At 43.7% G+C, this 26,656-nt stretch carries 19 protein-coding genes; 10 read left to right on the top strand and 9 right to left on the bottom strand.

Annotation, left to right across the window (positions count from 1 at the left end; all coding sequences use genetic code 11):
• Nucleotides 1-145: 145 nt before the first annotated feature.
• The 6 genes from M3I01_RS07700 (at nt 146) to M3I01_RS07675 (ending at nt 6,649) form a co-directional block, all read left to right on the top strand.
• Nucleotides 146-1,678 (top strand): ABC transporter substrate-binding protein, encoded by a 1,533-nt coding sequence (locus M3I01_RS07700; RefSeq protein WP_255895221.1) that lies wholly within the window; start codon nt 146-148, stop codon nt 1,676-1,678.
• A 72-nt stretch (nt 1,679-1,750) separates the two neighbouring features.
• Nucleotides 1,751-2,731: an ABC transporter permease gene (locus M3I01_RS07695; RefSeq protein WP_255895220.1), complete on the top strand. Its 981-nt coding sequence runs from the start codon at nt 1,751-1,753 to the stop codon at nt 2,729-2,731.
• Nucleotides 2,728-3,666, top strand: coding sequence for an ABC transporter permease (locus tag M3I01_RS07690; RefSeq protein WP_176335682.1), 939 nt, complete (start codon nt 2,728-2,730; stop codon nt 3,664-3,666). Before M3I01_RS07695 ends, M3I01_RS07690 begins: the two co-directional genes overlap by 4 nt.
• Before the next feature lies 1 nt (nt 3,667).
• Nucleotides 3,668-4,666 (top strand): ABC transporter ATP-binding protein, encoded by a 999-nt coding sequence (locus M3I01_RS07685; protein WP_275565012.1) that lies wholly within the window; start codon nt 3,668-3,670, stop codon nt 4,664-4,666.
• On the top strand, nt 4,666-5,676 hold the full coding sequence (locus tag M3I01_RS07680; protein WP_275565011.1) for an ABC transporter ATP-binding protein: 1,011 nt from the start codon (nt 4,666-4,668) through the stop codon (nt 5,674-5,676). Before M3I01_RS07685 ends, M3I01_RS07680 begins: the two co-directional genes overlap by 1 nt.
• Before the next feature lie 37 nt (nt 5,677-5,713).
• Entirely contained in the window at nt 5,714-6,649 is a 936-nt protein-coding gene (locus M3I01_RS07675) for a LysR family transcriptional regulator (protein ID WP_255895218.1), read from the top strand.
• A 17-nt stretch (nt 6,650-6,666) separates the two neighbouring features.
• On the opposite strand, the gene M3I01_RS07670 is transcribed toward M3I01_RS07675, so the two are convergent.
• The gene (locus tag M3I01_RS07670; protein ID WP_275565010.1) at nt 6,667-9,000 is read right to left on the bottom strand and encodes a bifunctional diguanylate cyclase/phosphodiesterase; all 2,334 of its coding nucleotides are present in this window, start codon (nt 8,998-9,000) and stop codon (nt 6,667-6,669) included.
• A gap of 180 nt (nt 9,001-9,180) precedes the next feature.
• Between M3I01_RS07670 and dbpA the strand changes: the two genes are divergently transcribed.
• The 4 genes from dbpA to M3I01_RS07650 all read left to right on the top strand — a co-directional run bounded on the left by dbpA (nt 9,181) and on the right by M3I01_RS07650 (nt 12,610).
• A complete protein-coding gene (gene dbpA / locus M3I01_RS07665) occupies nt 9,181-10,563 on the top strand; it encodes an ATP-dependent RNA helicase DbpA (RefSeq protein WP_255895216.1) in 1,383 nt (460 codons plus the stop codon).
• A complete protein-coding gene (locus tag M3I01_RS07660) occupies nt 10,563-10,973 on the top strand; it encodes a VanZ family protein (protein WP_255895215.1) in 411 nt (136 codons plus the stop codon). Before dbpA ends, M3I01_RS07660 begins: the two co-directional genes overlap by 1 nt.
• Before the next feature lie 59 nt (nt 10,974-11,032).
• Nucleotides 11,033-12,334: a guanine deaminase gene (gene guaD / locus M3I01_RS07655; RefSeq protein ID WP_255895214.1), complete on the top strand. Its 1,302-nt coding sequence runs from the start codon at nt 11,033-11,035 to the stop codon at nt 12,332-12,334.
• Nucleotides 12,335-12,457: 123 nt separating this feature from the next.
• Entirely contained in the window at nt 12,458-12,610 is a 153-nt protein-coding gene (locus M3I01_RS07650) for a hypothetical protein (protein ID WP_255895213.1), read from the top strand.
• Between the two features lie 34 nt (nt 12,611-12,644).
• Here M3I01_RS07650 and M3I01_RS07645 read toward each other — a convergent pair whose 3' ends face one another.
• The 8 genes from M3I01_RS07645 to M3I01_RS07610 all read right to left on the bottom strand — a co-directional run bounded on the left by M3I01_RS07645 (nt 12,645) and on the right by M3I01_RS07610 (nt 26,507).
• Nucleotides 12,645-13,148 carry a hypothetical protein gene (locus M3I01_RS07645; RefSeq protein WP_255895212.1) on the bottom strand — a complete coding sequence of 168 codons (504 nt, stop codon included), beginning with the start codon at nt 13,146-13,148 and terminating at the stop codon, nt 12,645-12,647.
• A 32-nt stretch (nt 13,149-13,180) separates the two neighbouring features.
• Complete coding sequence (locus tag M3I01_RS07640; RefSeq protein WP_255895211.1) at nt 13,181-13,993, bottom strand: hypothetical protein; 813 nt, start codon at nt 13,991-13,993, stop codon at nt 13,181-13,183.
• Between the two features lie 45 nt (nt 13,994-14,038).
• Nucleotides 14,039-16,150, bottom strand: coding sequence for an HlyD family efflux transporter periplasmic adaptor subunit (locus tag M3I01_RS07635; RefSeq protein ID WP_275565009.1), 2,112 nt, complete (start codon nt 16,148-16,150; stop codon nt 14,039-14,041).
• Nucleotides 16,151-17,491: an HlyD family efflux transporter periplasmic adaptor subunit gene (locus M3I01_RS07630; RefSeq protein WP_255895208.1), complete on the bottom strand. Its 1,341-nt coding sequence runs from the start codon at nt 17,489-17,491 to the stop codon at nt 16,151-16,153.
• Between the two features lie 3 nt (nt 17,492-17,494).
• Nucleotides 17,495-22,867, bottom strand: coding sequence for a DUF4347 domain-containing protein (locus M3I01_RS07625; RefSeq protein ID WP_255895207.1), 5,373 nt, complete (start codon nt 22,865-22,867; stop codon nt 17,495-17,497).
• A 73-nt stretch (nt 22,868-22,940) separates the two neighbouring features.
• Nucleotides 22,941-23,651: an efflux RND transporter periplasmic adaptor subunit gene (locus M3I01_RS07620; RefSeq protein ID WP_255895206.1), complete on the bottom strand. Its 711-nt coding sequence runs from the start codon at nt 23,649-23,651 to the stop codon at nt 22,941-22,943.
• A gap of 5 nt (nt 23,652-23,656) precedes the next feature.
• Entirely contained in the window at nt 23,657-25,237 is a 1,581-nt protein-coding gene (locus tag M3I01_RS07615; RefSeq protein WP_255895205.1) for a TolC family protein, read from the bottom strand.
• A gap of 475 nt (nt 25,238-25,712) precedes the next feature.
• Complete coding sequence (locus M3I01_RS07610) at nt 25,713-26,507, bottom strand: phage tail protein (RefSeq protein WP_255895204.1); 795 nt, start codon at nt 26,505-26,507, stop codon at nt 25,713-25,715.
• Nucleotides 26,508-26,656 lie beyond the last annotated feature (149 nt).

Genomic DNA, 26,656 nt, shown 5'->3' with positions numbered 1-26,656 from the left:
TACGCATTTATTTGTAAAAATGAGGTATCACCTATATGGTCAACATTCACTCATGTAAGCCAAAACTCTTCAATTCATGAGCACAGAACCACCTTTAGAATAAAGCGACCACATCACTAGCCATCCCAAAAAGAGACCTAGAAGAATGAAGATAAAGGTTATTTTAGCCTGCTGCTTGGCTCTAATCTTATGTAACAAGGCAGCAGCCACAACATTAAGAGTGGCTTTTGATGCCGATCCAATCTCATTAGACCCGCATGAACAACTTTCTGAAGGCACATTGCAATTCTCACACTTAGTGTTTGACCCCCTGTTGCGATGGAAGCAAAACGGTCAATTCGAGTCTCGTTTAGCGACTCATTGGCAGCATATTGACTCACGTACAATACGCTTTTTTTTACGAAAAAATGTCACCTTTCACTCCGGAAATGTTTTTTCAGCGAAAGACGTTGTTTATACAATTAATCGCTTAAAAAAATCCCCTGACTTTCGCGCCATGTTTGACACAATAGCCTCTGTTTCCATGATCGATGACTATACAATTGATGTAAACGCAGCAACCCCTAATCCATTGTTACTTAACATCATGACGTACGTGTTTCCAATGGATAAAATCTTCTACCAAGGTCAAGACCAAATCATAAAATACGGTGAAACATTTGCCTCACGCAATGTATCAGGAACAGGACCTTTTAGCCTAATAAGTAGAGAGTTGGGCAGCCGAATGGAACTCAAGCGCAACCCAAATTATTGGGACAAAGACTCGATTGGCAACGTAGACCAAATAATCATGACCCCGATTCGAGCTGACTCAACTCGACTCGCAGCCCTTCTTTCAGGTGACGTAGATTTTATTTTTCCCGTTTCTCCTATCGATATAGAGCGAACTAAAAAAATACAAGGAATACAGCTAGTTACGCTACCAAGCACACGCATATTATTACTGCACATGAACCAAAAACGTCGCAAAGAGTTTCAAGATGTTAGAGTAAGAAAAGCCATCAATTTAGCGATCAATCAATCGCTCATTGTCGAAAAGATCTTAAAAGGTTATGCCTCACCCGCAGGTCAATTGAGTGCTGATCGCTTTCTAGGACACATTAGTAACTTAGAGCCAGAATACGATTTAACCGGGGCGCTAGAACTAATGAAGCAAGCAGGCTACGAAAAAGGCTTTCGCATTAGCATGATGGCGCCAAACAATCGTTACATGAACGATGAAAAAGTCGCCCAAGCCATCGCTGCAATGCTCGCTAGAATTAACATTATTGTAGAGTTAAAAACCCTACCCAAGGCTCAATACTTTAAAGAGTTTGATGATCGCAGCGCGGATATAATGATGCTGGGCTGGCAATCTGACACCATGGATTCAAACAATCTATTTGAATTTATTATCGCTTGTCCAGATGCCAAAACAGGACTAGGTGCTTATAATGCCAGCGAATATTGCAAACACAGCATTAATGACAACATTCATCAAGCGAACAGGGAAATGAACCCAGAAAGACGCCTTCGCCTTATGCAGCAAATCGAGCGCACCTTATATGAGGATTCAGCTATTGTCCCACTGTATTGGCAATCTCTTATTTGGGCAGCCAAAGACAATGTTAAAATTCAAGACGTCGTCAATGACCAAAACTATCCTCATTTGGGGGACTTGTTCATTGAAGGTAAATGAATACTTCACGTTATTTATCAACGAGAACCACAAAATCATGACCTCCATAACAAGTAGGAATAACGCCCTCTAATGCTGATTTTTTTACTCCGCCGCTTAATTCAGGCTTGCTTTGTTATGATCATTATCAGTGTGATCAGTTTTGCCATACAAGATAAGCTAGGCGATCCAGTACAACAAATGGTTGGTATGTCAGTGTCGTCTGATGAACGCAATCAGCTACGTAACGAATTGGGGTTAAATGACGGTTTTGTAGCACAGTACTGGCGTTTTGCTAAGGGCGCCATTCGCGGCGATCTTGGCACATCGTACTACTACAAAGAACCCGCGCTAGACGTTATTTTAAAAAAGCTACCCGCTACCTTGGAGCTGGCTTTTTGTGCAATTTTAGTCGTCACTTTAATCGCCACACCTTGTGGTGTTTTGGCGGCAATAAAGCCAAAACACCTCTTATCCAGACTGCTGATGATAATAAGCTCTATAGGTTTGTCCGTGCCTATTTTTATTATCGCCATCCTTATGGTGTACATTTTTTCCATCGAATTAAACATGGCGCCCAGCTTTGGCCGAGGCCAAACAACGGAATTTTTGGGCTTATGGCAAAGTGGAATTTTCACCAAAGACGGATTAAAACATTTGCTGCTACCAAGTCTTACCCTCGCCATTGCGCTAATGCCAATTTTTGTACGCTTAATTCGAGCAGAAATGATGGAAGTGTTGCAGTCTGAATACATACGTTTCGCTTGGTCAAAAGGTTTGTCTGCACGACGAATCTATTTCATCCATGCTCTCAAAAATACTATGTTACCCGTTATCACCGTGGGTGGAATCCAAGCGGGAACACTGGTGGCTTACACTATTTTAACGGAAACCATTTTCCAATGGCCTGGCATGGGTTTTTTGTTTATGGATGCGGTGAGTCGAGTTGATACACCCCTTATTTCAGCTTATTTAATTGTTGTCGGCGGCATGTTTGTTATCACCAACACTGTTGTGGACTTAATATATGGTTTAGTCAATCCGACCGTACGCTTAGCGAGCCATGGTTTATGAAGTACCCCAAAAAAGATCTCATTCATCCTATATCGGGCAGTCGATGGAATCATATTTGGTCGGGGTTTGTAGGCGACAAACTTGCCGTATTGGCTCTGATTATTTTTATATTTTATGTCCTTGTCGCGCTACTCGCTCCGCTGGTTGCGCCTTTTGACATTGCTGATCCGGCCTTTATGGATCTAATGAATGCGGAGATTGCACCAAGCTGGATCAGTGGTGACAGCCGTTTTCTATTAGGGACAGACGCCCAAGGACGAGATTTATTATCCGTCATTTTATATGGCACACGACTCTCACTAACCATAGGGATATGTGCGGTACTAATTCAAGCCACATTGGGTATTTGTATCGGCCTTGTGTCTGGCTATTTAGGTGGCCGAATCGATAACCTATTGATGCGTTGCGCCGACATTCAATTGTCTTTTTCGAACATGATGGTCGCAATTGTCTTCCTTGCTATTTTCCAGTCGCTCTTTGGCATGGCTCGATACCAACAGCTCGCGATGGTTATTCTCATTCTTGTTATAGGCTTAACCGAATGGCCGCTTTTTGCTCGAACCATTCGAGCCTCCGTGTTAGCCGAAAAGCAAAAGGAATACGTCGATGCCGCGAGGGTCATGGGCATTAGCTCAAAACGCATCATGTTTCGCCATATTTTGCCGAACACACTGTCGCCTATCTTGGTTATTTTTACCGTTCAAATCGCAAACGCCATCGTTGCTGAAGCGGCCTTGTCTTTTTTAGGATTAGGCATGCCTGCTACAGAGCCATCGCTTGGCTCACTTATCTCAGCCGGATTTGCCTACATGTTTGCGGGTTCATGGTGGATCTGTGTCATCCCCAGTGTCACACTCATTATCTTAATTTTAGCGATGAATTTACTCGGGGATTGGTTACGTGATCATCTAAATCCAAGGACGTATAAAGACTAATATGAATTTATTAAGCGTCAGTAATTTAAACGTCAATTTCCATATGAAACAGCGAGAACTCGCTGCCCTAATTGACGTCAGCTTCACGCTAAATCGTGGTGAACGAATTGCTATTGTTGGTGAGTCTGGTGCCGGAAAGTCCGTATTAGGTTTTTCGATTGTAAACCTCATTGGTAAGCCGGGTTATATCGCCTCTGGCTCAATCAGATTGGAAAATAAAGAAATCACTACAATGAACCTGCGACAGCTACAAGAAGTTCGCGGTAAACGCATCGCAATGATTTTTCAAGATCCAATGATGACTCTTAACCCCGTACTTACTATTGGTGATCAGCTGGTTGAAACCATCCGTAGCCATACCAAAGTCACCTATAAAGATGCTCGAAATATTGCCATCGAAAAACTTCATCACGTGCAAATTGCATCACCAGAGAAACGCTTTGATCAATACCCTCATGAACTGTCTGGCGGAATGAGACAACGGGTCATCATTGCGTCCGTGTTGTTACTCAACCCTGACATTATTATTGCTGATGAGCCAACGACTGCACTTGATGTCACCATACAAGCTGAAATATTACAGCTTTTGCTGGCTATTTGCCGTGACAATGGCGTTGCACTTGTCTTAATCAGCCATGACCTTGGTGTCGTGTCTAAGGTCGCCGATCGAACCCTGGTTATGTACGCCGGCCGGGTGGTAGAGGAAGGTCCGACCCTTGAAATAATTAACGACCCTCAACACCCCTATACTCAAGGGTTGTTAAACGCGCTACCTCAGATGACACTACCCGGTCAGCGACTAAACCAAATCCAAGGCAGTATGCCGTCTCTAGCAGAAAGACCATCAGGTTGCGCTTTTCACCCTCGCTGTCCTTACGCCACGCAAAAGTGTCGACAAGAACAACCAAAATTCATTTACAGCGGCGTCTCTACTGTTGCTTGTTTCTTGGTAGAAGACATGCTCGATGAATTTGCTAATAAAGATAAGGAGGCCAGCTAATGGCGACGCCTCTCATTCAAATTAGCGGCTTGGAAAAAGCCTTTACCACCAACGAAAGCTGGCTTGGACAATGGCGCTTCCATCAAGGTAAGCTAAAAAGAAAAAAAGACAGCGTGCATGCATTAAACGGTATAAACCTCACGATTAATCAAGGCGAAACCTTGTGTGTGGTTGGAGAAACAGGTTGTGGTAAATCCACGCTTGCACGTGCCATTATGGGGTTAACAACACCTAGTGCGGGTGAAATCCATTACCTTGATCAACGAATAGATCAGTTAAACAATCGCCAACGAATGTTCTTTCGTCGTCGTATGCAAATGGTTTTTCAGAACCCTTATGCATCGTTAAACCCTAGAATGACCGTTTACCAAACACTCAGTGAACCCATTTCATTCCATAATCCACAGTTATCTCAGTCGCAAGTGGATGAACAGATTGATGAATTATTAGAGTCCGTCGGCATCTCTGCTTCGAGCTCAGATCGTTACCCTCATGAATTTTCAGGTGGGCAACGCCAACGCATTAGCTTAGCGCGTGCATTGTCAGTTGAACCTGATTTTATTGTGGCTGACGAACCACTTTCAGCTCTGGATGTTTCTGTACAAGCTCAAGTTTTAAACCTAATGATGGACAAGCAAGAAGAGCGTAATCTTAGTTATCTCTTTATTACTCATGATCTTGCCGTTGTAGAGCATTTTGCCACTAGAGTCGCTGTAATGTATTTAGGCAAGATCTGTGAATTGGCACCAACTAATACTTTGTTTAGCTCGCCAAAACACCCTTACACTCAAGCCTTATTATCGGCCATTCCTAGATTAGACAGCAGTATCGCCCAACCGATTCGATTAATTGGTGAAGTGCCAACCCCCACAGAAAAGCCCATTGGTTGTGTTTTTCAGGCAAGGTGCCCTTATGCAAACCCGCGATGTTATGTTGAGTCACCTGCTATGACACCACAAAGCGACAGCAGTAGTGTGGCTTGTCATGCAATTGAGGAGGGGCGACTATGATGCTCTTGCTTACGTCTTCTGCTCATCAGGAGGTCTCATGGAAATAAGATGGCTTGAGGACTTCATCGCCCTCGCAAAGACTCGTCACTTCTCACGTGCTGCAGATGAGCAAAACGTCACTCAACCGACTTTTAGTCGACGGATAAAACTGCTCGAAGAAGAGATGCGCGTTACACTAATAGACCGTAATACGCTTCCGTTATCTCTAACACCTGCGGGTGAAGTCTTTCTTCAAAGCGCAGAGTTGATTACACGACAACTCAAAGACACCAAAGAACGCTGCCAAGAAATTCGAAAGCAAGAAGAGTCTCAAATACGCTTTGTGACCTCTCAGACTTTATTTCTAAGCTTTTATAAAGAAGTGATTGAACCATTTTGCCAAGATATCAATATGGAATTAGACATCAATATGAAGTCCAGTTCATGGCTAGGGATCGACTTTGTAAACTCTTTGATGGATCAGCAATGTGACGTCATGCTCTGCTATTGGCATCCAGCCATTAACTTCATTCGCGCTTTGGATGATGAGCAATACGAACATATTACAATATCCGAAGAAACACTCATTCCTTGCAGTGTAACGAATGCAGATGGCGAACCAAAATATACGCTTCCCGGCGTAAAACGAAAGCCTCTTCCCTATATTGGTTATTATGAAAACTCGTTTTTACAACCTGTCATTCATCATCACTTACAAAGACAAAGGGACGTTCCACAGCTCCACACTATCTCTGAAAATTATCATTCAGTCAGCATCAAAGCCATGGTAAAGGAAGGCTATGGTATTGGCTGGATTCCAAAACGTCTAATGCTAGACACATTAAACTATGGCAAAGTGGCTTTGGCAGGAGAAGACAACTGGCATATTCCGTTAGAAATACGTTTGTATCGATCTAAATTCAATCAAAATCCAAACCTCAATCAATTTTGGGAAGCACTTAAAGAAAAGGTCGCTCGTAACGCTCCAACTTGACACCCTCTACACCTGATTTAATCAAGACTATCCTGTTCATTAAGAGCCACTATCATAGGATCACTACCCATGGTATTCGCCCCAAGAGCCTTACTAAATAGATAACCTTGACCAATATCGCAACCAAACTCTTTCAACATATTTAATTGATCAATATTAGTAATACCCTCTGCGATCACCTTAAGTCCCAAGTCATGACTTAAGCTGATAATCGCGTGAGTCAAAGCCGCATGCTTTTTATCTTCGATAATATTACGAATAAAAACCTGATCTATTTTAACATAATGGAACGGCAAATCTTTCAAATAGCTTAAGCTGGAGTAACCAGTACCAAAATCATCGATCGCCAGCTTCATGCCAAGATGACTAATCTGGCGTAAAAGCTCGGCACATCTTTCAGCGTCTTCGATCAGGATAGACTCAGTTACCTCTATCTCTAAAAGACTCGGATCAATCTTGTATTTGCTCAACAATGCCAGTAGTTTAGGTAAAAAATCGATCCTTTTAAGCTGAGCCGCAGAGCAATTAATCGCAATGGGCGGCACTGTTATACCTTGCTCTTGCCACTCTAATATATGCCTAAAAGCTTGCTCAAACACCCAGTCACCCAAAGGTAAAATAATCCCTGCTTGCTCTGCGATAGGTACAAATTCGGCTGGAGAAACCACACCAAGCTCCTCATCATTCCAGCGCAGTAACGCCTCCATACCAACACAACGTTCAGTGATAAGATCAACTTTAGGCTGAAAGTGAAGCTCTAGGTTTTTTTTCTGTAACGCCTGTCGCAACCGTGTTTCTATTCTCACATTACGGGCAAATCGACGACCCATTTCACCGTCATAAAAATGATACGTTGCTCGCCCTGATGTTTTGGCTTGATAAACCGCCATATCAGCGTTTTTAATCAGCGTGACGCCATCCAAACCGAATTCTGGGTACAAAGCGACACCAATAGAGCAGCCAATATCAAGTGTTAAGCCATCCACAAAATAACTCTGACTAATTTTTCGTATCACCTCTTTAGCCAGCGTATTCAGCTGTGGCATATCTTGATCATCATTATGTACAAGCAAAACAAGAAAAGCATCTCCCCCCAAGTAGCCAACAATCGCATTTTTAGGTAAAACAGATGTTAGTCGTTTTGACACTTTCGAAATCAGCTTATCGCCCACTTCATGACCAAACGCGTCATTAATGGTTTTAAAATGATCCAAGTCTAAAATCAGCGCGGCCAACTGCGCATTATCTTTCTGACAAGTGACAATTAATTCGTCCAGCTCACGCTGAATTTGATAGCGACTTAATAAACCTGTTAACTCATCTATCTCTATACGCTTATTGACAGAATCGAGTGCTAAATAATAGGTTAAGAACAATTTCCGAGTATATAAAGCCAAAATCAAGGCTAATAAACTAAAAATAAACAGTGGAATAATAACCAAAAGCCAATTAATTCGACTGCTAATACTTGTCAGATAACGTGTATCAATTCGCCACTTCCGCCCAGCAACAGACAGATAATGCGTATCAAACTCCCCCTCCTCCCATGATGAAGCCGTTGATGAATCCACAAACCAGATAGGCTCATTGGATGAAATGTCAGCAAGTCGATAATACAAATCATGACCAGCCAAAGGAGTAACCTGATCTAACAAACTGCCTACACTAAAATACACGCCAACCATTCCATAGAAGCCAATACTGTCCGTTAATTTATAGGAGCGTACGTCAACAGGTAGATAAATAGGTGCTCTCAAAACAAAGGTATCAGCAACAACGTTCGATACAGCATCAGAAAAAGGAGGGATTGTCGGCTCCGACAACATTAGAATTGACGTATTACGAGCTTGGATAACGGCGTTAATGTCTCGATATTGCGGGTACAACAGATCATAGCCATAAGTGAGTTTATCGGGATAACCCAACGCCAATGGCATGTACTCTTTTCTATTCCCCTCAGGATAAATCGAAAAATTGACGTTACCTAAGAGAGCTCTCTGCTGTATTTCGTACTCGTACTTTTTATCTACTGGTACATACTTCGCAAAATAAAAGCCAACCCTTGGAGGCGTTGAGAGGCTGCGAGCAAAGCGTGAAAAATGGCTAGAAGATACCTCTCCTTCACTAGATTCAACGAGCGCCACAACAGAAGATAGTTGAGTGATATATTGCGTCAAGCCATCATTCAATTTTTCTGTGAAATAGGCGCCTGACGCTTTTTGCTTGCTATAAGCGTGCTTACATTCTTCTAAATAAATTGCAAAACTTGCTGCGATACCGCACAAAAAAAGAATAATAAAAACAATGTAATGCGCTTTGTTACCTTTCACACGGCTTTTTGAAGAAATCATTGTCTACCCATCGATGTTTTACAAATAATAAAGCGTCTCCATACACCACTTTATTCGTACTCCTAGATACTCTACCTAAAAATCACGATACCGACACGGAATAAATAGTGAAGAAAAGTATTTATTGTATTTTTCTGTTATCCTGCGCCTATTATTTACTCTATTTAAAACAGGCCTTTTGTGACCCAATTCAATCACGCTTTAACCAACCTTCTTCCAACCAAACTGACCGCTTTACTTTCTGACATGGGGTTTACAACATTTACCCCAATTCAAGAGCAAAGTTTACCACCAATGATTGAAGGTAAAGACATCCTTGCTCAGGCACAAACAGGCAGCGGTAAAACACTAGCATTTGCCATCGCTCTCTTACTCAAAATCAACCCACGCTTCTTTGGTGTTCAAGCTCTGGTTATGTGTCCGACACGTGAGCTTGCAGACCAAGTATCGAAAGAAATACGCAAGGTGGCGCGCTACCAAGATAATATCAAGGTATTAAGTCTATGTGGCGGCATGCCATTTGGCCCGCAAATCGGCTCGTTAGAGCATGGCGCCCATATTGTTGTTGGTACACCAGGGCGCTTAATGGAGCACCTGCGTAAAGGCACTCTCAAACTCAATGCACTCAATACGCTAGTATTGGATGAAGCAGATCGTATGCTGGACATGGGCTTCGTTGATAGCATCCGCGAAGTCGTTGAATTAACACCAAGCAACCGCCAGACGCTGCTTTTCTCTGCAACTTATGGTGATGGCATTGAAGCGATCAGTACTGAATTCCAAAATACTCCGACTACCATTAAGGTCGAAGCTCAAGAAGACCTTAAACCAAATATCGAACAATTTTTCGTTCGCAGTGAAAACAAAGACAAATGCGAAACATTGTTAGCAGCGTTGCAGCATTTTGAGCCTCGCCAAGCCATTGTTTTCTGTAACACTAAAGTGGAATCACAAATCGTTGCCGACTGGTTAGTCGAGCACAAAGTCGCAGCGCAAGCGATCAATGGCGACCTTGAGCAAAGACAACGTGATCAAGTATTAGTGCGCTTTAGTAACCAAAGCAGCTGTGTCTTGGTTGCGACCGATGTGGCTGCTCGTGGTATTGATGTAAAAGAAATTGACCTTGTCGTAAATTACGACACTACGCGCGATACCGATGTACACACTCACCGTATAGGCCGAACTGGTCGAGCGGGTGCCGCAGGCATCGCCGTCAATCTTGTGACATCAAAAGACGATTACAAAGTGCGTGATATTGAAACTCGCTTTAACATGACGGCAAATTTTATTGAGCTTGAAGCCATTGATCCCCTTTATCGTTTAGTACCTCAAAAAACCACCATTTCTTTTGATGCTGGCCGTAAAAACAAACTTCGCCCAGGAGACATACTTGGCGCGTTAACAGCGGGTTTAGGTTTGGATAAGTCTCAAGTCGGTAAAATTGATATTTTCGATTTCCACGCCTATGTATCAATCGATAATGCAGTGGCCAAAAACGTCGTCAAAGAATTCGAAAATAAAAAAATCAAAGGCAGAAACATCCGCGCTCGCATTCTAAGATAATGGCCCTTCACTCACTTTTATCTCTGCATAAGACACCGACAGCACAAGCTGTCGGTTTTGTATTGGGCGCTATCATAATAAGCATAGCCACACTCACGCCTGCCGATTTTCTCCCTCCAACACCCGGATCAGACAAACTGCATCATGTCATTGGTTTCGGTGGATGGGCTCTTATGTGTGTATTTGGCCCGATGAAACGCTTTGTTTACATGGCTTTATTCATCATCTTTTGGGGTGGCATGATTGAACTCATTCAACCCAGCGTGAATCGCTATGGCGAATGGCTCGATTTCTATGCGGACACCTTCGGCGTTATAATAGTCATGCTTGGCAGAGTACTAATTGATTATTTTTTTCAAGTCAAAAGACAAGGTTTGATGAAAGCACGAAAAAGACCTGATAAAGTATAACCATTCGGTCAAATATCGAGTCATTTTATCCTTTAAGAAAAACACCTAAGAGAGACGTAATGAGCCATTTAAAAGCTTGGCGTGCTGCCATTGTTCACTGTATCGCAGACCCGAAAGACGTGGGCGTTGATGCCGCTTATGAGTATTTTGACGATGGTTTATTAGTCATTGATGGCGATAAGATCCACGCGCTTGGCGACGCTCAAACACTGCTTGCCAACCTACCGCATGATCTCGTCATCGAACATCACCCTAACGCCATCATCACACCAGGTTTTATCGATACCCACATTCATTATCCGCAAACCGACATGATCGGCTCTTATGGTGAACAACTGCTGACATGGCTGAACACATACACCTTTCCCGAAGAAAGCAAATTCAGCGACAAAGCACATGCCCGTGACGTTGCCGATCGATTTTTAAAAGAGCTACTGCGCAACGGCACAACCACCGCCTTGGTGTTTGGCACGGTTCATAAAGTATCCGTTGATGCTTTTTTTGAAGCCAGCCAAGTTCATAACCTACGCATGATTTGTGGCAAAGTGATGATGGATCGTAATGCGCCAGATTATCTGACTGACACGCCAGAAAGTAGCTACCAAGAAAGCAAAGAGCTCATTGAAACATGGCACAACAAAGGTCGATTGCATTACGCGATTACCCCTCGTTTCGCGCCAACCAGTTCAGATGAACAGCTACAGCTCGCAGGTAAATTACTAAGTGAATACGACGACGTATACTTGCACACGCACTTATCCGAAAACAAAGACGAGTGTGCATGGGTACAAGATCTTTTTCCAAACAGCACCAACTACTTAGACGTTTACGACCAACACAAGCTCCTGAGCGAGCGTTCTGTTTTTGCTCATGGTATTCACCTCTGCGACAACGAATACCACAGACTGCACGAAACAGGCTCTGCCATTTCGTTTTGCCCAACCTCTAACCTTTTCATCGGTAGCGGTTTATTCAAATTGAGCAAAGCAGAAGAACACAAGGTCAATGTAGGGCTTGGAACGGATGTGGGCGGTGGCACTAGCTTTTCCATGCTGCAAACCATGAACGAAGCGTACAAAGTGATCCAGTTACAAAACGAGAATTTAAGCCCGATTAAATCCTTGTATTTATCGACGCTTGGTGGCGCAAAAGCCCTTCGATTAGAAGACAAAATTGGCAACCTCGCGGTTGGCAGTGAAGCGGACTTTATCATTCTAGACAAAAAAGGCACGCCGTTGCTTGAGTCACGCTTAGCCTTGTCTAAAAACATTGAAGAGAGTTTGTTTGTACTAATGACCATTGGAGATGATCGCGTGATTCAAGCCACCTACTCTGCAGGAGAATGTGTCCACCGTCGCTAGAATCTAATGCTCGTCTATCAAAAATAAAAACCGGTCACATAGCGCTTAAATTCAGGCGCCTCTTTAAATGTGACCGTTTTTTTATATAATCATCAACATCATTTTCCATTGAGCACAAATATTATGCATTCACTTGCCACGGTTGTACTTGGCGCCTTCGCTATTATTTTCTTTTGCGCCGCGCTCATTGTTGGACTTATTGTTCTAAAAAAATACCGAGCTGAAAAAGATCGACTCAAGCAACGCGCGAAAAGCAAACCTAAAAACGAAAACTAGACAGACGAAACCTCATTTAAAACCGAACCATTGCTCAAGGATAAAGACGCACGATTCCGCTTATTCCCTCTATATCTCCAAGAATCCATACTTTTTCAAACGCGTGTGGAACAGGCATGGTAATCAGATGTTCAAGCGCTTTAATATCTTCTTGGCGCCACGCCGGATGCATATTTCGAATCACCAGCCAAACACGTTTTGTCTCATAATGTTTGCCCGCTTTATTCTCTAAAATTCGGTTCAGCGATCGCAGTAATCGTTCTTCCGCGGGTTCATCTTTTAAAGTGTGTAAAGTGGCCCGTGTTTTTTCTGTCAAATCTCGACCAAGAATCGCCATCGCCTCTTCCTCCGAACCATAAAGATGCGCAATTTCGATATCCAAACGTTCACCTTCAAACATGCAAGACACATCAGGACGAATCGGGTCATTGTGCCAAATATGACGAATATGCTTACCCGTGTTCCGCTCATAGCATCGCATAAACAATTTGGCAGCGAGATGCTCAAGCTCAATTTTTTCTTTATTACTGTTATGCATAATGAGCTCTCCAAACAATAAAAGAAGTCTTTTTAAAGATTTCTTGGTAACTCTAAAAAAGCCATTACCACGCGATCACGGAAAGCAGAATCAAGGTGATATTGTTTTGTTCTATATTCCTCACAAAACGCTAAAGGGTCTCCTTGCATGTGTATAAGGCTATTATTTTTTAGCTGTAACACTGCTTTTTTCCAATTATTTACTATCGCTTCAGGCGGTGACGGGAGTTCGGATAAAATACTCTCCGCCGAAAAAAACTGGTTATTCATAACCATTGACAACATGTCATCATTCGCCTCCCCCACCCAGCTAGTGCCATTTTCACTCACATAAATCATCGGCATAAAAGGGGCTAGCGCGGGGAAAATATCATTCCTGTAAACCTTAACATTCCAGTACGATCGAGCTACTTTCACGAATTGCTCAAAACTCGAAATATCAGAAAATCCAGATGTCGCGATAGGCAATACTTCCACTCTTGGTTTATTAGGGTTAACAGTATCGTTAGAAACATCCAGATACCAATCGCCCAATACCATAGCATTCTGAAAATATTCGCCTCTTAAAGAACCCCATATTTTCTTAAGCACAGCCCCTTTAGACAACATATCGCGTATCAATATAAGACCTGGGTCCGTTGATTGTGGAAGTTTTTCTTGAAGAAGAATAAATACCGCGTCTCGAATTTCTTTACATCGTCCTAAAGGGTAGGTTTTTTCACCAAAATGAGGATAACGAGGAACTAAATCTAAATCGGCCAATAGACGTAAATACGCCAAACTCTTTACCACAGCATCAACTTGCTCGGATGACCATGTTGTTTTTAAATCATTTGATTGTGTCATTAAATAACCATTACTACATGCATTGAAATAGTATCTATGTCGCGATTAAAAACCGGATTCTCTAATAAATACACCGTAAATACGTCGCAATCCATCTACCAATAAACTGTGAGGCTCAACCGCTAAGTTAACTTGACCAAATTGCTGGCGCATCAATGGGGCTTCGCCAATCAATTTCAGTTGCACTTCGTACGTTGCTTCTTCTGGAATTAATTGATCATCCAACTTCTGGGTCGCAATGGCTCCTCCATAAGTAGACCCAAGCCCAGGATAATCAAGACGTTTAATTGCAGTAGGCAATATTTTGTCAATAATCAGCTGGGCAGACAATTGCTCACCGTCGTTACCAATAAAATCCACACGATTACCTTCCTTTAATAGCGGCACAATACGCCCCTCCACATAGGCTTTAACCACCAAGCTATCATCATCATATAGCGTCACCAAAGGAGATTGCCCATTAACATAATCACCTTTTGACAGGGATAACCATTCGCCAACATAACCATCGAAAGGTGCTTTAATAGCCAACCTCTCTCGACGCTCAAGCAAAGATAAAAGGCGAGACTGTTCACGAGATAATTGCGTTTGTAACGTAAAGGCGGAATCCAACTCGACAGCGCCAGAACTTGCTCGTTGCCAGCGAGTTTGCAGCGCATTGAGCTTAATCTGCGTTAATTGGATTTGCTGCTCCACATCCGATGATTCTAATAAAATCAACAATTGGCCTTTTTGAACCTTCTCGTTTGGAGTCACCTGCCAAGCAACAACTCGACTCGATTCACTAGGGTAAAAAGTCTGATGACGCTCAAAAGTAGCAACGGCCGGCGCACTTATTTGATTTTTCCAAGGCACAAGCAATGCCACTATAGCCAACACAAACAGCAATAAAGTGATCACACTCGTGCGGTTTAACGACATTTTTTTTCTCAAGCTAACCCACACCTTCATTTCTTTAAAAATAGGAAGTAGTACAAACCAAATGATTTCCACCAAAAAAAGTACAATACCCAATACTTTGAACGCAAAATAATAAACTAGCGCAGCGATACCCAAAAACAAAAAAAAACGATAAACCCAAGTGCTCCAAGCATAAACAACCATCAGCAAACATTTCTTCCGATTAAGCGGCTCAGGAGGCAACAAACCAAAACCAAATAAACGCTCGCGTAAAAACCACTTGCCAACTAAAAAAGACCGAGGCTGTAAGTTTTCCATGCCTAAAAAATCAGATAACGCATAATAACCATCAAAGCGCATAAATGGACTGGTGTTAATCAACAGCGACGAAATCCAACTAGTGGTAGCAACAAAAAACAATACACTTCTAAAACCGCCATCTGGGACAATGCTCCACAAAAAAGTAGCGACACAGGCGATATAAATCTCAACTTTCACCCCTGCCATAACAATACTTAAGCGTTGAAATCGCGACCTTAATCGCCAAGCATCTGTTGTATCAGTATACAAAATCGGCGTCATCAGCAAAAAAGCAATGCCCATTGAACTCACCCGACAACCATAACGCTTAGCAACAAAAGCGTGACCTAGTTCATGGGCGGTTTTCACAAAAACCAACGCGGCAATGTAATAAAAAATCACTGACATGCTGAATAAATTTTGAAAGGTATGGGTAAAAATATCCCATTGCCTTAGTACCATCACCAAACCGATACCACCTAACACCAGCGCCACTCTATCCAAACGCAACCTAAATAATTGCTTTATTAATGGATAAAAACGCGTCAATAGTAAATCGGGGCGAATAAGAGGGATTTTAATAAATAAATAATTGTGTAGGAGCCAAAGTAATATGTGTTTTTTTTGTTTAGCCGCTTCCCCACGGAGACGGATCACATCGCTTTCAGCTTGAACCTCTAAAAGATGATTCCCTTCTAAAAAACGTAAAAAATAGTCTAACTCAACTTCCTCAACCTCTATCCCTCGCTGTTCAACGAGAGACAGCAACGCCAAAGCGTCGCTTGCATGACGCCATTCGCGAAATAGGTAAAAAGCCGTTCGAGACAAATAAAAAAATTTATTGCTAACGGGATCAAAAATTTGCCAGCGAGGCTCGCCATCTTCATCTGGAGGAGCTACTAGGAGAGACAAATTTTGACGTAATTTTGGCAATGGCTCAGTAGCATCAGCAGACATCTAAATACCTAAATGCTGACGAACAAAGGTAATTGGCCGACGCAATAAATAATAAGCCAAAGACACCTTTTCGCCATACAGTTTCGCGGTACCACGCAACCCAATACGAGGGGGAACAGCGTCTTGCTGAATATCAGCCACAATACGATAAGCAATAATCTGGTCAGGGGTTAAACTCGGCTCAAAAGAGGAATAATCCAAGTTAAATGGAATAGGATTCAAAGGATCGGTATCAAGATAAAAAGTAACATTATTACCATGCACTAATGAAATAGCATCCGCGACTGGCAACATAACTTGTAACTGTACTTTCGCTGGATCCGCTATGGATAAAATACGCTCTCCTACCACTACAGGGCGGCCTTTCCATTTTTCAGGGTCATCCAGTATTGCAATACCTGACTTACTAGCAACAATCTGGGTTTGAGCCAATTTAGTTTTTAAATAATTTCGTTCAATGGTTTTCAGCTCAACTTGAAACGCTAACTCAGCTAACTCAGATTTCTTTCTACGATCAACGTAACCCGCTTGCTCTACCGTTCTGAGTTCCGCTTGTGTTCTTTCTAACTCTCGCTGAGCTACATCAAAAGCACCTTGAAATTCCGTTCTGTCCATTTGCACAAGAGGTTGATCAATAACCACCTGATCGCCGGGTTTTATCAATACTTCACTAACCGCACCAGCAATCGCAGACGTCACCAAAAGAGACTCTTTAGCAATAATTTCGGCCGGTGCGAGAACCGTTAACCGAACAGGAACCAAACCCAATAAAACAATGGCAACAAGAGTTCCAAGCTTCACTTTCCTAGAGTTCAACCCGCTTAACCATGTACGCCAGCCGGAACGGTTAATAAATAATTGCATGGCATGAGCGTAACTCGACGCTAAATGCTGTAAGAGTCCAATTTCTTTTTCAGTCCATGGATCCGACTTAGCAAGCAAAAGCACACCCACACGTTGAGTAGGTTTAGCGGGTATCAACAAAGGCAACCAAAGTATCTTTGGAGGAGAGAATTCAGTAAGATCATTAAGCAATTCAACCGGCCAGCTTTTAGTGTCTATGACATGCACTTTAGAGCCAGTATCAGAAGCATTCACAACAGCAGAAACCTGCTCAAGCCAAGCACTAAAAGGGGTAGATCGATCAACCAGTGAAAGATCACTGACCGCTTTCAATTTCAATTTTTCCAACTCATTACCAGCCAAAAACATGGCTTGCTGGTAAGGCACTAAAGTTCGCGTCATATTGACCATAATAAAGTTAAGGTCCGTCGACGTTTCACAACGACGAACCTGCTGCTCTATTTGCAATAACTGCGCAACAGAATGATCACCTGACATAAACTACGACGCCAACAACTTCATTAAATCATTTCCATAATCATCAAACTGCTCCGCAGCAACAGCCAATTGCTCATCTAATGGAACAAAAATCACGCCGTTAGCTTGAGTATCAGGCTCCGCTGACTGACCTTGCGTGACATCAGGCAAGTTGGCAAGATCCACTTTAACTTCCAATACCCGCGTATTACCATTCGCATCAACAGCATTTATCTTGAGGGTAATCTCACCTTGTCCTGGTGGTGGAGTAAGGGTTACTTCTCCCGTTGTAGGGTTCACTAATACCCAGCTTGGTAAGCTAGTCCCGTCGGCCAAAGTCGCACTATAGGAACCCTCTACCCCAGTATCTGCAACCGTAATCTGCACACGATCAGATTGGACAACCATACTTGCAATAGTCAACCCTGTCGTATTCTGCGACGCACCCTCGGCCTGAGTCACCTCCACTTGGCCGTTCGCACCGACATTAACCGACACACTGGATGAAGACACAGTCGAATCCTCGGAACCACTTGTTGTAAAGCTATTCGTTGGCGCTGTTGTACCCTCGACAAAACCGCTAGCATCTGATCCAGAATCTATCGTACCTGGCGGCAAAGCATTTACATTCAACGATAAAGCAGGAGTACTAAACCCAGTTGCCGTCGGAACGGGTATAGGTGCAATTGGTGTCGTTGGCGCATTCGTTGGTAGTGGTGCATTCACAGGAGTAGATACAGTGACAATAGGTGTCGTTGGAACATTAGTCGATGGAGTGTCGTTCACGTCATTGACACTCACCGTAATGGCTTTGCTGACACTCAAGCTACCGGAATTGAGGTTGCTAGCGCCATTATCCGTGGCTACCACATTAAAGCTATAACTGGATTTTGTTTCGTAATCCGCAGAGGCTTTCAGCGTTACTACACCTGTTGTTGAATTGATATCCAACAATGATGCATCGGTTCCAGTTAAACTATAACGCAACGTATTGTTGGTCGCGGCACCATCGGAATCGGTCCCCGTTACGGTGTAGATCACCGTGCCTATGTCTGCATTTTCGTCGACACTGCCCGTGCTAGTTGAAGTGATGACAGGCGTATTGTCATTCACATCATTGACACTTACCGTAATAGCTTTATTGCTGTTTAAATTACCCGTACCATTGTCTGTTACCACTACATTAAAGCTGTAGCTGGATTTTGTTTCGTAATCCGCAGAGGCTTTCAGCGTTACTGCGCCTGTTGTTGAATTGATATTCAGCAGCGCTGCATCCGTACCCGTTAAGCTAAAGCTTATTGTGTCATTATCCGCATCCGTAGAGGTTGCAGTATAAATCACGGTATTCGTCGCGGCATTTTCATCGACATTGCTCGTCGCACCAGAACTGATCACTGGAGCATCGTTCACATTATTGACGCTCACCGTAATGGCTTTCGTGTCTGTCAGATTACCTGTGCCGTTGTCCGTCGCGACCACATTAAAGCTGTAGCTGGATTTTGTTTCGTAATCCGCAGAGGCTTTCAGCGTTACTGCGCCTGTTGTTGAATTGATATTCAGCAGCGCTGCATCCGTACCCGTTAAGCTAAAGCTTATTGTGTCATTATCCGCATCCGTGGCGGTTGCAGTATAAATCACGGTATTCGTCGCAGCATTTTCATTCACACTGCCCCTCGCACCCGAGGTAATTACTGGAGCAGAACTAGAACTATCTTTAAGGGTCACATCGTTGCCTGTGCCACCGATATAACTCGTCTGGAAAATACGTGAGTTAGACGTTAAGCTTCCACCTTCCGCAACGCCACTAAGTGTACCAGACACTACATCACTGCTATCGTTATCAACCAACACAAAAGTGTTGCCGCCGGCACTGGCTGAGTACGTCACATCAAAGGCACTATTAGCACCTAATGTCACGGCACCATTTACCACAACTTGATCATAGTCCGTGCCCGCTGTGGCGCCAGCGATATCCGCGTTTAAAGTCCCGTTTAAAACGAGATTACCATTCACAGTCAATTGACCGGCTCCCGCCACACCTGGCGAAAGAAAGCCACCGCTATTTACCGTAAGATTGTTAGTTGAGCTGGCAGCAAAAACAGCCCCGGTACCAGCTAGCGTTGTGCCAGAATACACCGTCACTCCAGAAGTCGCTGATAGAGCCCCCGTTACTAACAAAGTACCCGCATTCAAACTGGTTGCACCTGAATAAGTATTGGTCCCTGATAAAGTCAGTGTACCGCTGCCCGTTTTTGTCAACGCACCAGAAGAGGAACGCTCCTGTATCACACCGGAAAAGGTAGTAGAGGAATTGTCACCTCCTAGAGTTAACGTGCCCCCATTAAGTGATACAGTGCCTGCGCCTGCCAATGAGCCAATAGTTTCCGAAGTCCCATTTTCTACATGAAAGGTTGCCCCCGATGCCACCGTCACTGCACTGGTGTCCGCAATGGCCGAACCATTTTGCACATTCACCGTACCGCTCGATACTGTTGTCGCACCAGTATAGGTATTAGCACCGGATAAGGTAAAGGCTCCCGATCCAGCTTTGGTCAGCCCACCCGTTCCCGACATAACCCCAGAAAAATGGGTGTCGGCGTTACTGCCTCCCGTTGTCAAGGTGTTCGAACCCAATGAAATAGTGTTTGTACTGGCTCCGCTTAATGAACCAATGGTCTCATTAGTCGCTAAAGTCAATGCCGCGGTTCCCGATAAGGTTACTGCCATGGTATCAGCCAAAGCATTGCCACCACTATTGTTCAGTGTCAATCCGCCTGCAGAAACCGTGGTCGCCCCAGTATAAGTATTCGCACCAGTCAAGGTTACTGCGCCTGAACCCGATTTGGTTAAAGAGCCGCTGCCAGAGATAATACCGCTATAAGTACCGTCCGAGCTTTGACCAAATTCAACGATCGAATTGTTGGTAATATGTCCCACTAGACTCGAAGTAGTTCCGCTTAATGTGCCCGCCGATACAGTGGTTCCCCCAGTATAAGTATTCGCGCCAGTCAATGTTACCGCGCCTGAACCCGATTTAGTCAAAGAGCCGTTGCCAGAGATAATACCACCGTAAGTACCGTCCGAGCTTTGACCAAATTCAACAGTCGAATTGTTGGTAATATTTCCCACTAGACTCGAAGTAGTTCCGCTTAATGTACCCGCCGATACTGTGGTCCCTCCAGTATAAGTATTCGTGCCAGTCAATGTGACCGCGCCTGAACCCGATTTAGTCAAAGAGCCGTTGCCAGAGATAATACCGCCGTAAGTACCGTCTGAGCTTTGACTAAATTCAACGGTCGAATTGTTGGTAATATTTCCCACTAGACTCGAAGCAGTTCCGCTTAATGTACCCGCCGATACAGTGGTTCCGCCGCCGTAGCTATTACTGCTATTTGATAACGTTAAGGTTCCGGCACCTGTTTTCTCAATAGCACCCGCACCAGCCAGCTGACTGGTCATGGTGACCGTGTCACCACTACCGTTATTAATGGTCAGAGTCTGCCCTGATGCCATAGTTATGGTAGAACCCGTGAAGGTTACTCCACTGGCGGCGTCACTATTAAGGAGCAGGCTTTCGCCCATTGCTAAATTACCCGCCAAAGTGACCGATTGACCCGCCAATGCACTGTCAAGAATGAGGGTTTGCGAACCGGTGTTATCGGCCGCGGCAATCGCGACCGCTTCGCTGAAGCTGACGCCATTGGAGATATCAATCGTCGCGGTGTCGGTGGTATTGGTCACATAAATAGTATCGCTAGTGACCGTCACATCCGCCGTCGTTGATAAGTTTCCATCGGACAAGGTATAACGAATAATCGCATCGCCCGCTGGCGTATCATTACGGTAGGTAATGTCTTTCATCACCGCATTGACTAAAGCCGTGGTTGCCGTCGTACCAGAACTGGTAAAGTTAATACTTAATGTGCCACCAGTATTGGTGAAGGTGGCGAAGGTTTGTCCGCCAGACTGTAGATTCGATCCATTTACTGTGTAACCCGTTCCACCAAAACCAAAGGTATCCGCGGACCAAGCTCCTGCCGAGCGTGCTACAGTCAAACTGGCACCGGAATAGTCTCCAGAACCAGTGTTTAATGCGTCTAGTTCGGTATCTGTCACCGTGGCATTGGTGCTACTGTCTAAAACCACAGTGTTACCCACACCTGCCCACGCAACAGAATCGCTGTCTAGATTGGAGATGACGGGAGCTGCGTTGGAAACTGAAGGTGTAAAAATTAAATTATCAAACGCAGGATAAAACAAGCCACCACTGTAAGTTACCTCCATTGAATCCACATTTGTCAAATTCAACGTCGCAAGCTGCCCGTGAAATCCATTGATATCAGTTGAATCTGACGCGTTAATCGCCACACTCTCACTGCTACCAGACGTCGTATTGGTAAATACATAAGTACCAGAAGAAAAGTTATTAGTTTCAATATATTGAATTGAAGTGATATCAACCGTTGTATCAAAGGTAAAAATAACCTTAGTTAAGCCATATGCGTTAGTATCACCTATAAGATTACCACTCGCACCACCTATAGAAGCGTTCGCTTGTTCAAATAGATTTGTCGCACCCTCAGTTGTAACTGCAATCACAATGCTTTGTTCATTAACATTTACTGCGAAATTGCCATTTTGAGTGACTGTATCAAATGTAATGGTTGACAATACTTGATTAAATTCTTCAACACTCAAAGAAAAAGACTCAATTGTGCCTGATTTGAATTCAAGGTCCCAATCACCACCAAGCACAGCCGAGCCAGTCAAATCATCTGACGCCGCTACATCTGCTTGGGTGGCTTGAGCCAGAGCGGCAACAAAGTCTTGCCCTTCGCCACTGGCAACAGAGCAACCATAAAGCAATAAGTCCCCCTCTTCATTGAGAGCATTACCCAGTTGTGTAAGGTCTGAAGAACGTGTACTGGCGGTTGTTATATCTAGGCTAAAGCCACCTAAGTTGATCTGGCCTTCTGAACCATGAGAAATAACATGAATGGCATCATAATCACTATGGCTTTCGGCCCATAACGACATCTGCGCTAAACCATCTTGGGAGGCGTCCAGCAATACCACTTCAATGCCCGCACCAATGCCATCAACCAAGGTTTGATAATCCGTGACGTTGGTCTCGATAAAAACGACTTCTTTTTTGCCGTTATTTAAACTTGGATCAACGGCTCGCACTTCCGTTGGCGCAATCACCAAAGAGGCATCGGTATCATGCTGATTAGTGTCTATTTGGGAGGCATCGTTATGAAGCTGAGAATCCGTCAGCACATCTACTGCAGTGGCGACGGCTGCACCATCCAATAACAAACGCGGCTCTAGGGCTGTAATAAGAGGTTTGCGCGCGTATTTTTTATGTGCAGAATGATTGGACAGATACTTTTTCATAATCACCACCTGTAAAAATGGAGTTTTTAATAAACCTTTGTTATTTGTTATTAAAAACTCATTAAATCCGTTTTTATTGGAACTCAGCTACCACACTCATGCCGGGCAACACTTTTGCCGGTACATTCTTTATAGTAGCTCGTATTTGCAATGTTTGACTGGTTGGGTCAACACTAGGGCCAATAACACTGACCACCGCTTGTAAAGTTTGCTTAGTTTCTTCTACTTGTAAACGAATCACTTTATTCTTAGTGAGCCACGCCATCCATTGCGCTGGCACAATAATGTCAGCTTCTAAGCGACCGCGACTCACCACTTTCATTAGGGCTTGCTGTTGCTGCACCACTTCAAATCGATGAATATCGAGCTGTTCAACCGCACCATCAAACGGCGCTTTAATATCGCAACGCTCCACATTGAACCGCGCCATACTGCGCTCTGCTTCCACTTTTTGTAATTCGGCTTCCGCAATAACAACCTCTAAAGTACCAATGGAATTCAACTGGTTAAGTTGTTTGGTGTTATCCAACTTCATTCGCGCTACTTTTGTTTCCGCATCCACCTTATCTAATTGAGCTTCAAACAATCGACAATCCAACTGAATAAGAGAATCTCCTTGTTTAAACGTCTCGCCCATTTTTTTGGGTAATGCGACGACACGAGCCGCCAATTCACTGGACAAGGTTGCTTTATCTGCCGCGACTAAAATCCCCCTAGCACGCTCCTGAGCAAATCCATTGCCAGCAAATAAAGCAATAAGCACAAAAACGCTTAACCGCTTCATACTCACTAATCTTCTGTCTTAGTCGTATTCTGAGCCGCAACGGCCGCTTGCATTGCTTCTTCACTCACCACGTCGACATCACCTTGTTGCCATTTCGTCTGCAAGGTATTAAAGGCATTAGATAACTGCTCTAGGTTCATGCCACCAAAACCTTCTGGTAGTGGATCTAAACCCATTGACACTAATATCTTGCCAAAGTCATTTTGCAAATCAGCATAAGCCACATCACGACGTAATTCTGCTAACACAGCATTAAGGTCTTCCCGAATAACCGTAAGATCGCCAATGCTTTGTGCCGCTCGGCTGGAGTCCACCTGAGTTTTAATGCGTTTCGCCACATCAAAATACTGTGTCGCTAGCTGATAAGAATCGTTGGATTCTTTAAACTGAATATCGGCAATATGGACCTGAGAAATGACCGCCATTGAAGTGGCCAAGGCTTGTTGTTTACTGGCCGCGATTTTTAAATTATTTAATTGCTTAATCTTACCGTAACGGAAGACATTCATTAGATTCCAATTCACCCCTAAACCAGCAGAGGTCCAATCGTTATAGCGCAAATACTCTGAGTCGTTGTAATTCAACCCAGCACTCAAGCTCAAGCTTGGGAAAAGAGAAAGAAAAGCAGAATGCACTTCTTCTTGCGTAATACGCTCTTGGTATTGGGCTTCACGCAATTCGGGACGACGCACTAATGCGGTACGTTCCATCGCTGCGATATCAACATTCAAATGAGGCATAGTGAAATCTGGCTTATTCACATCCGCTAATTCAAACTCTGTAGAAGGGTTCAGCCCCATCAGTGTGGCTAACTCTGCTTTGGCTGGCATTAAGCTCTTACGAATATCTTGCAAGGTACGCAAGGATTCTAACAAAGCCCGTTGGTAGGTTAACGCTTCCATAGGGGACTGAGCTCGCAGCTTTTCAATACGCGAGGAATCCGCTAAGGCGATACGTGCTTTTGCAATAAGAGGATTAATTTTAGACAGCAACCGCTCTGCTGAAACGGCGCGATAATAAGCGCTACGGGATTGCTCCATGATGGTGTGTACCACCTTACGCTCACGCTCTTTAGAGATCAAAAAACGGTTGGCCTGTTGCTTAGCTCGATAATAGGACAAGCCAAAATCAAGAATATCCCAAGTGGCGCCAATACTGGCATTAAGCGTGGTTTTGTCAGATGACACCGAATAACTTGGGTTATCGCCAATACTGGCAGGCTCGTCACCCGAAAAAGTCACCGAAGCCGATGCTGCATAATTATTACGGTAGTTATAACCCGCTTGCGCGGCCAACTTAGGTAGCATATCAAATTTATCAACCGCCAATTGACCTTGAGAAACAACCGCTTCAAAGGCTTTCAGACGTGCATCGCGGTTGTATTTAATGGTACGAGCAAAAGCTTCGTTTAAATCAATTGCCCCTGTAATTGGAGCCGTATCTTTCATTAAAACGTCTACATTTTCAGCCGCATTGGCCATTACATCTTGATTCGTTAATTGTTTGGGAGTGACCGAACAACCCGCCACAGCAACGGAAACAAACACAGCCAACGCAGTTCGACTAAATAATAGGCGAGAAGACATACACACTCCTTGTAAGGGGAATAAAGAAAATTAACGAGCTAAACTTAAATTGGGGAGATAAAAAACGTAAAGCATCTTTTTCAAATGGCTTTATTTTGAATAATTTAACAAAGGAGCTATAAAAAACGCTTTCGTATACTAGTTTTTGAAGCAACAGATCCATATTACAACTCCTAACATCAATGTTAAAACATCAAATATTTTCGAAATGTTTTTTATGCATTTTATCAATCGTCCTTATTTTAGACTAACTTCATACAAAAAGAATAGACGAAATAACGTGCCTCCTCAAAACACCCTGTTTTTTTGTGTAATGTTGTTAAAACGATATCTAAAATAATTCCCTCACAAATACAACAGATACAATGAAATTTATCTCAAACAATCAACGGATTAGAAATGGCCTTTGCAAAAGAGAAGATAAAGTGGGGTTATGACTGAAATCTAAGATCAACCCCACTTCAAAAGCAAATAATTAGGGGCGTGGTGGATACAATCCATCAGTCACCATACAATAACGCATGGCAATACGAGGCCCCTCAATTGCCATCGCTTTCCCACCGCCTGTGCTACCTACATCCACAGTACCACCACTACTTCCACCACCCGTAACAGGAAGGCTAATAGTACCTGAAGCTGTACCAGTGACGGCACCAGCTGGCCCTATATTAAGATCCGCTGTTGTGCCAGCTGGACTGTAAAGCGTGACGCCAGAAAGCCCTTGTGCAGCCTTACCCAATACAGCATGATCAGATGGCGCTATTGAACCTGCTGCAGAAGAGGATGTCGCAATTTTTGCCGACCCAGTCACCGGCAAGCTGACTGTTCCAGATGCCGTGCCTCCGCCAGTTGCACCACCACTGGGCGTAAATGTCGCTGCATGGTTATGACTTGGCATTTGCTCGACTCTCTGCACAATCGCCTCATTTCCATAACGCTCCCCTATTGGATGCCCGCTAAGACCTGGCGCTTGCCCCCAACCTACAGGTGCTCGGCCGCGAAGATCTGGGTACTGCATTGTACTTCTACAATTGCCGCCATAAGTACAACCAATCAATGAGAATAATGCAGCGTTATCATTGATTGCGACGGTCTGCCCTACAGGCTCTGCAGTATTTTGTGGGCAATATGAGCCCGCTATAACACAAATCTGCCCTAAATAAGCATCTTGACCACACGCCAATGCTGTCTGTGGCATTGCGGCAAAGGTACCAACCAGTACCGCTGCAGATATCGAAGAAAGTGATAATAACTTGCTTGCTTTATTCATAGTTAATCCCTCTATAAATGATAAATCCATCACTCTATGATAATAAAAACTCATCGCATTTTAATAACATCTCAATGAAAAAAAACAGATGAGTATTGCTGAGTATTGATGCAAATTAACGAAACATCAAGCAACCACTTCCTTATTAT

It is taken from the genome of Marinomonas maritima (genome assembly GCF_024435075.2).
GTDB classification, from domain to species: Bacteria; Pseudomonadota; Gammaproteobacteria; order Pseudomonadales; family Marinomonadaceae; genus Marinomonas; species Marinomonas maritima.
Note: the sequence above shows the minus strand (reverse complement) of the source record. Positions and strands in the feature narration are given on the sequence as shown.

Coding starts and splice junctions, on each gene's coding strand:
- M3I01_RS07700 (WP_255895221.1), top strand. CDS start 146: ATGAAGATAAAGGTTATTTTAGCCTGCTGCTTGGCTCTAATCTTATGT.
- M3I01_RS07695 (WP_255895220.1), top strand. CDS start 1,751: ATGCTGATTTTTTTACTCCGCCGCTTAATTCAGGCTTGCTTTGTTATG.
- M3I01_RS07690 (WP_176335682.1), top strand. CDS start 2,728: ATGAAGTACCCCAAAAAAGATCTCATTCATCCTATATCGGGCAGTCGA.
- M3I01_RS07685 (WP_275565012.1), top strand. CDS start 3,668: ATGAATTTATTAAGCGTCAGTAATTTAAACGTCAATTTCCATATGAAA.
- M3I01_RS07680 (WP_275565011.1), top strand. CDS start 4,666: ATGGCGACGCCTCTCATTCAAATTAGCGGCTTGGAAAAAGCCTTTACC.
- M3I01_RS07675 (WP_255895218.1), top strand. CDS start 5,714: ATGGAAATAAGATGGCTTGAGGACTTCATCGCCCTCGCAAAGACTCGT.
- M3I01_RS07670 (WP_275565010.1), bottom strand. CDS start 9,000: ATGATTTCTTCAAAAAGCCGTGTGAAAGGTAACAAAGCGCATTACATT.
- M3I01_RS07660 (WP_255895215.1), top strand. CDS start 10,563: ATGGCCCTTCACTCACTTTTATCTCTGCATAAGACACCGACAGCACAA.
- guaD (WP_255895214.1), top strand. CDS start 11,033: ATGAGCCATTTAAAAGCTTGGCGTGCTGCCATTGTTCACTGTATCGCA.
- M3I01_RS07650 (WP_255895213.1), top strand. CDS start 12,458: ATGCATTCACTTGCCACGGTTGTACTTGGCGCCTTCGCTATTATTTTC.
- M3I01_RS07645 (WP_255895212.1), bottom strand. CDS start 13,148: ATGCATAACAGTAATAAAGAAAAAATTGAGCTTGAGCATCTCGCTGCC.
- M3I01_RS07640 (WP_255895211.1), bottom strand. CDS start 13,993: ATGACACAATCAAATGATTTAAAAACAACATGGTCATCCGAGCAAGTT.
- M3I01_RS07635 (WP_275565009.1), bottom strand. CDS start 16,150: ATGTCTGCTGATGCTACTGAGCCATTGCCAAAATTACGTCAAAATTTG.
- M3I01_RS07630 (WP_255895208.1), bottom strand. CDS start 17,491: ATGTCAGGTGATCATTCTGTTGCGCAGTTATTGCAAATAGAGCAGCAG.
- M3I01_RS07625 (WP_255895207.1), bottom strand. CDS start 22,867: ATGAAAAAGTATCTGTCCAATCATTCTGCACATAAAAAATACGCGCGC.
- M3I01_RS07620 (WP_255895206.1), bottom strand. CDS start 23,651: ATGAAGCGGTTAAGCGTTTTTGTGCTTATTGCTTTATTTGCTGGCAAT.
- M3I01_RS07615 (WP_255895205.1), bottom strand. CDS start 25,237: ATGTCTTCTCGCCTATTATTTAGTCGAACTGCGTTGGCTGTGTTTGTT.
- M3I01_RS07610 (WP_255895204.1), bottom strand. CDS start 26,507: ATGAATAAAGCAAGCAAGTTATTATCACTTTCTTCGATATCTGCAGCG.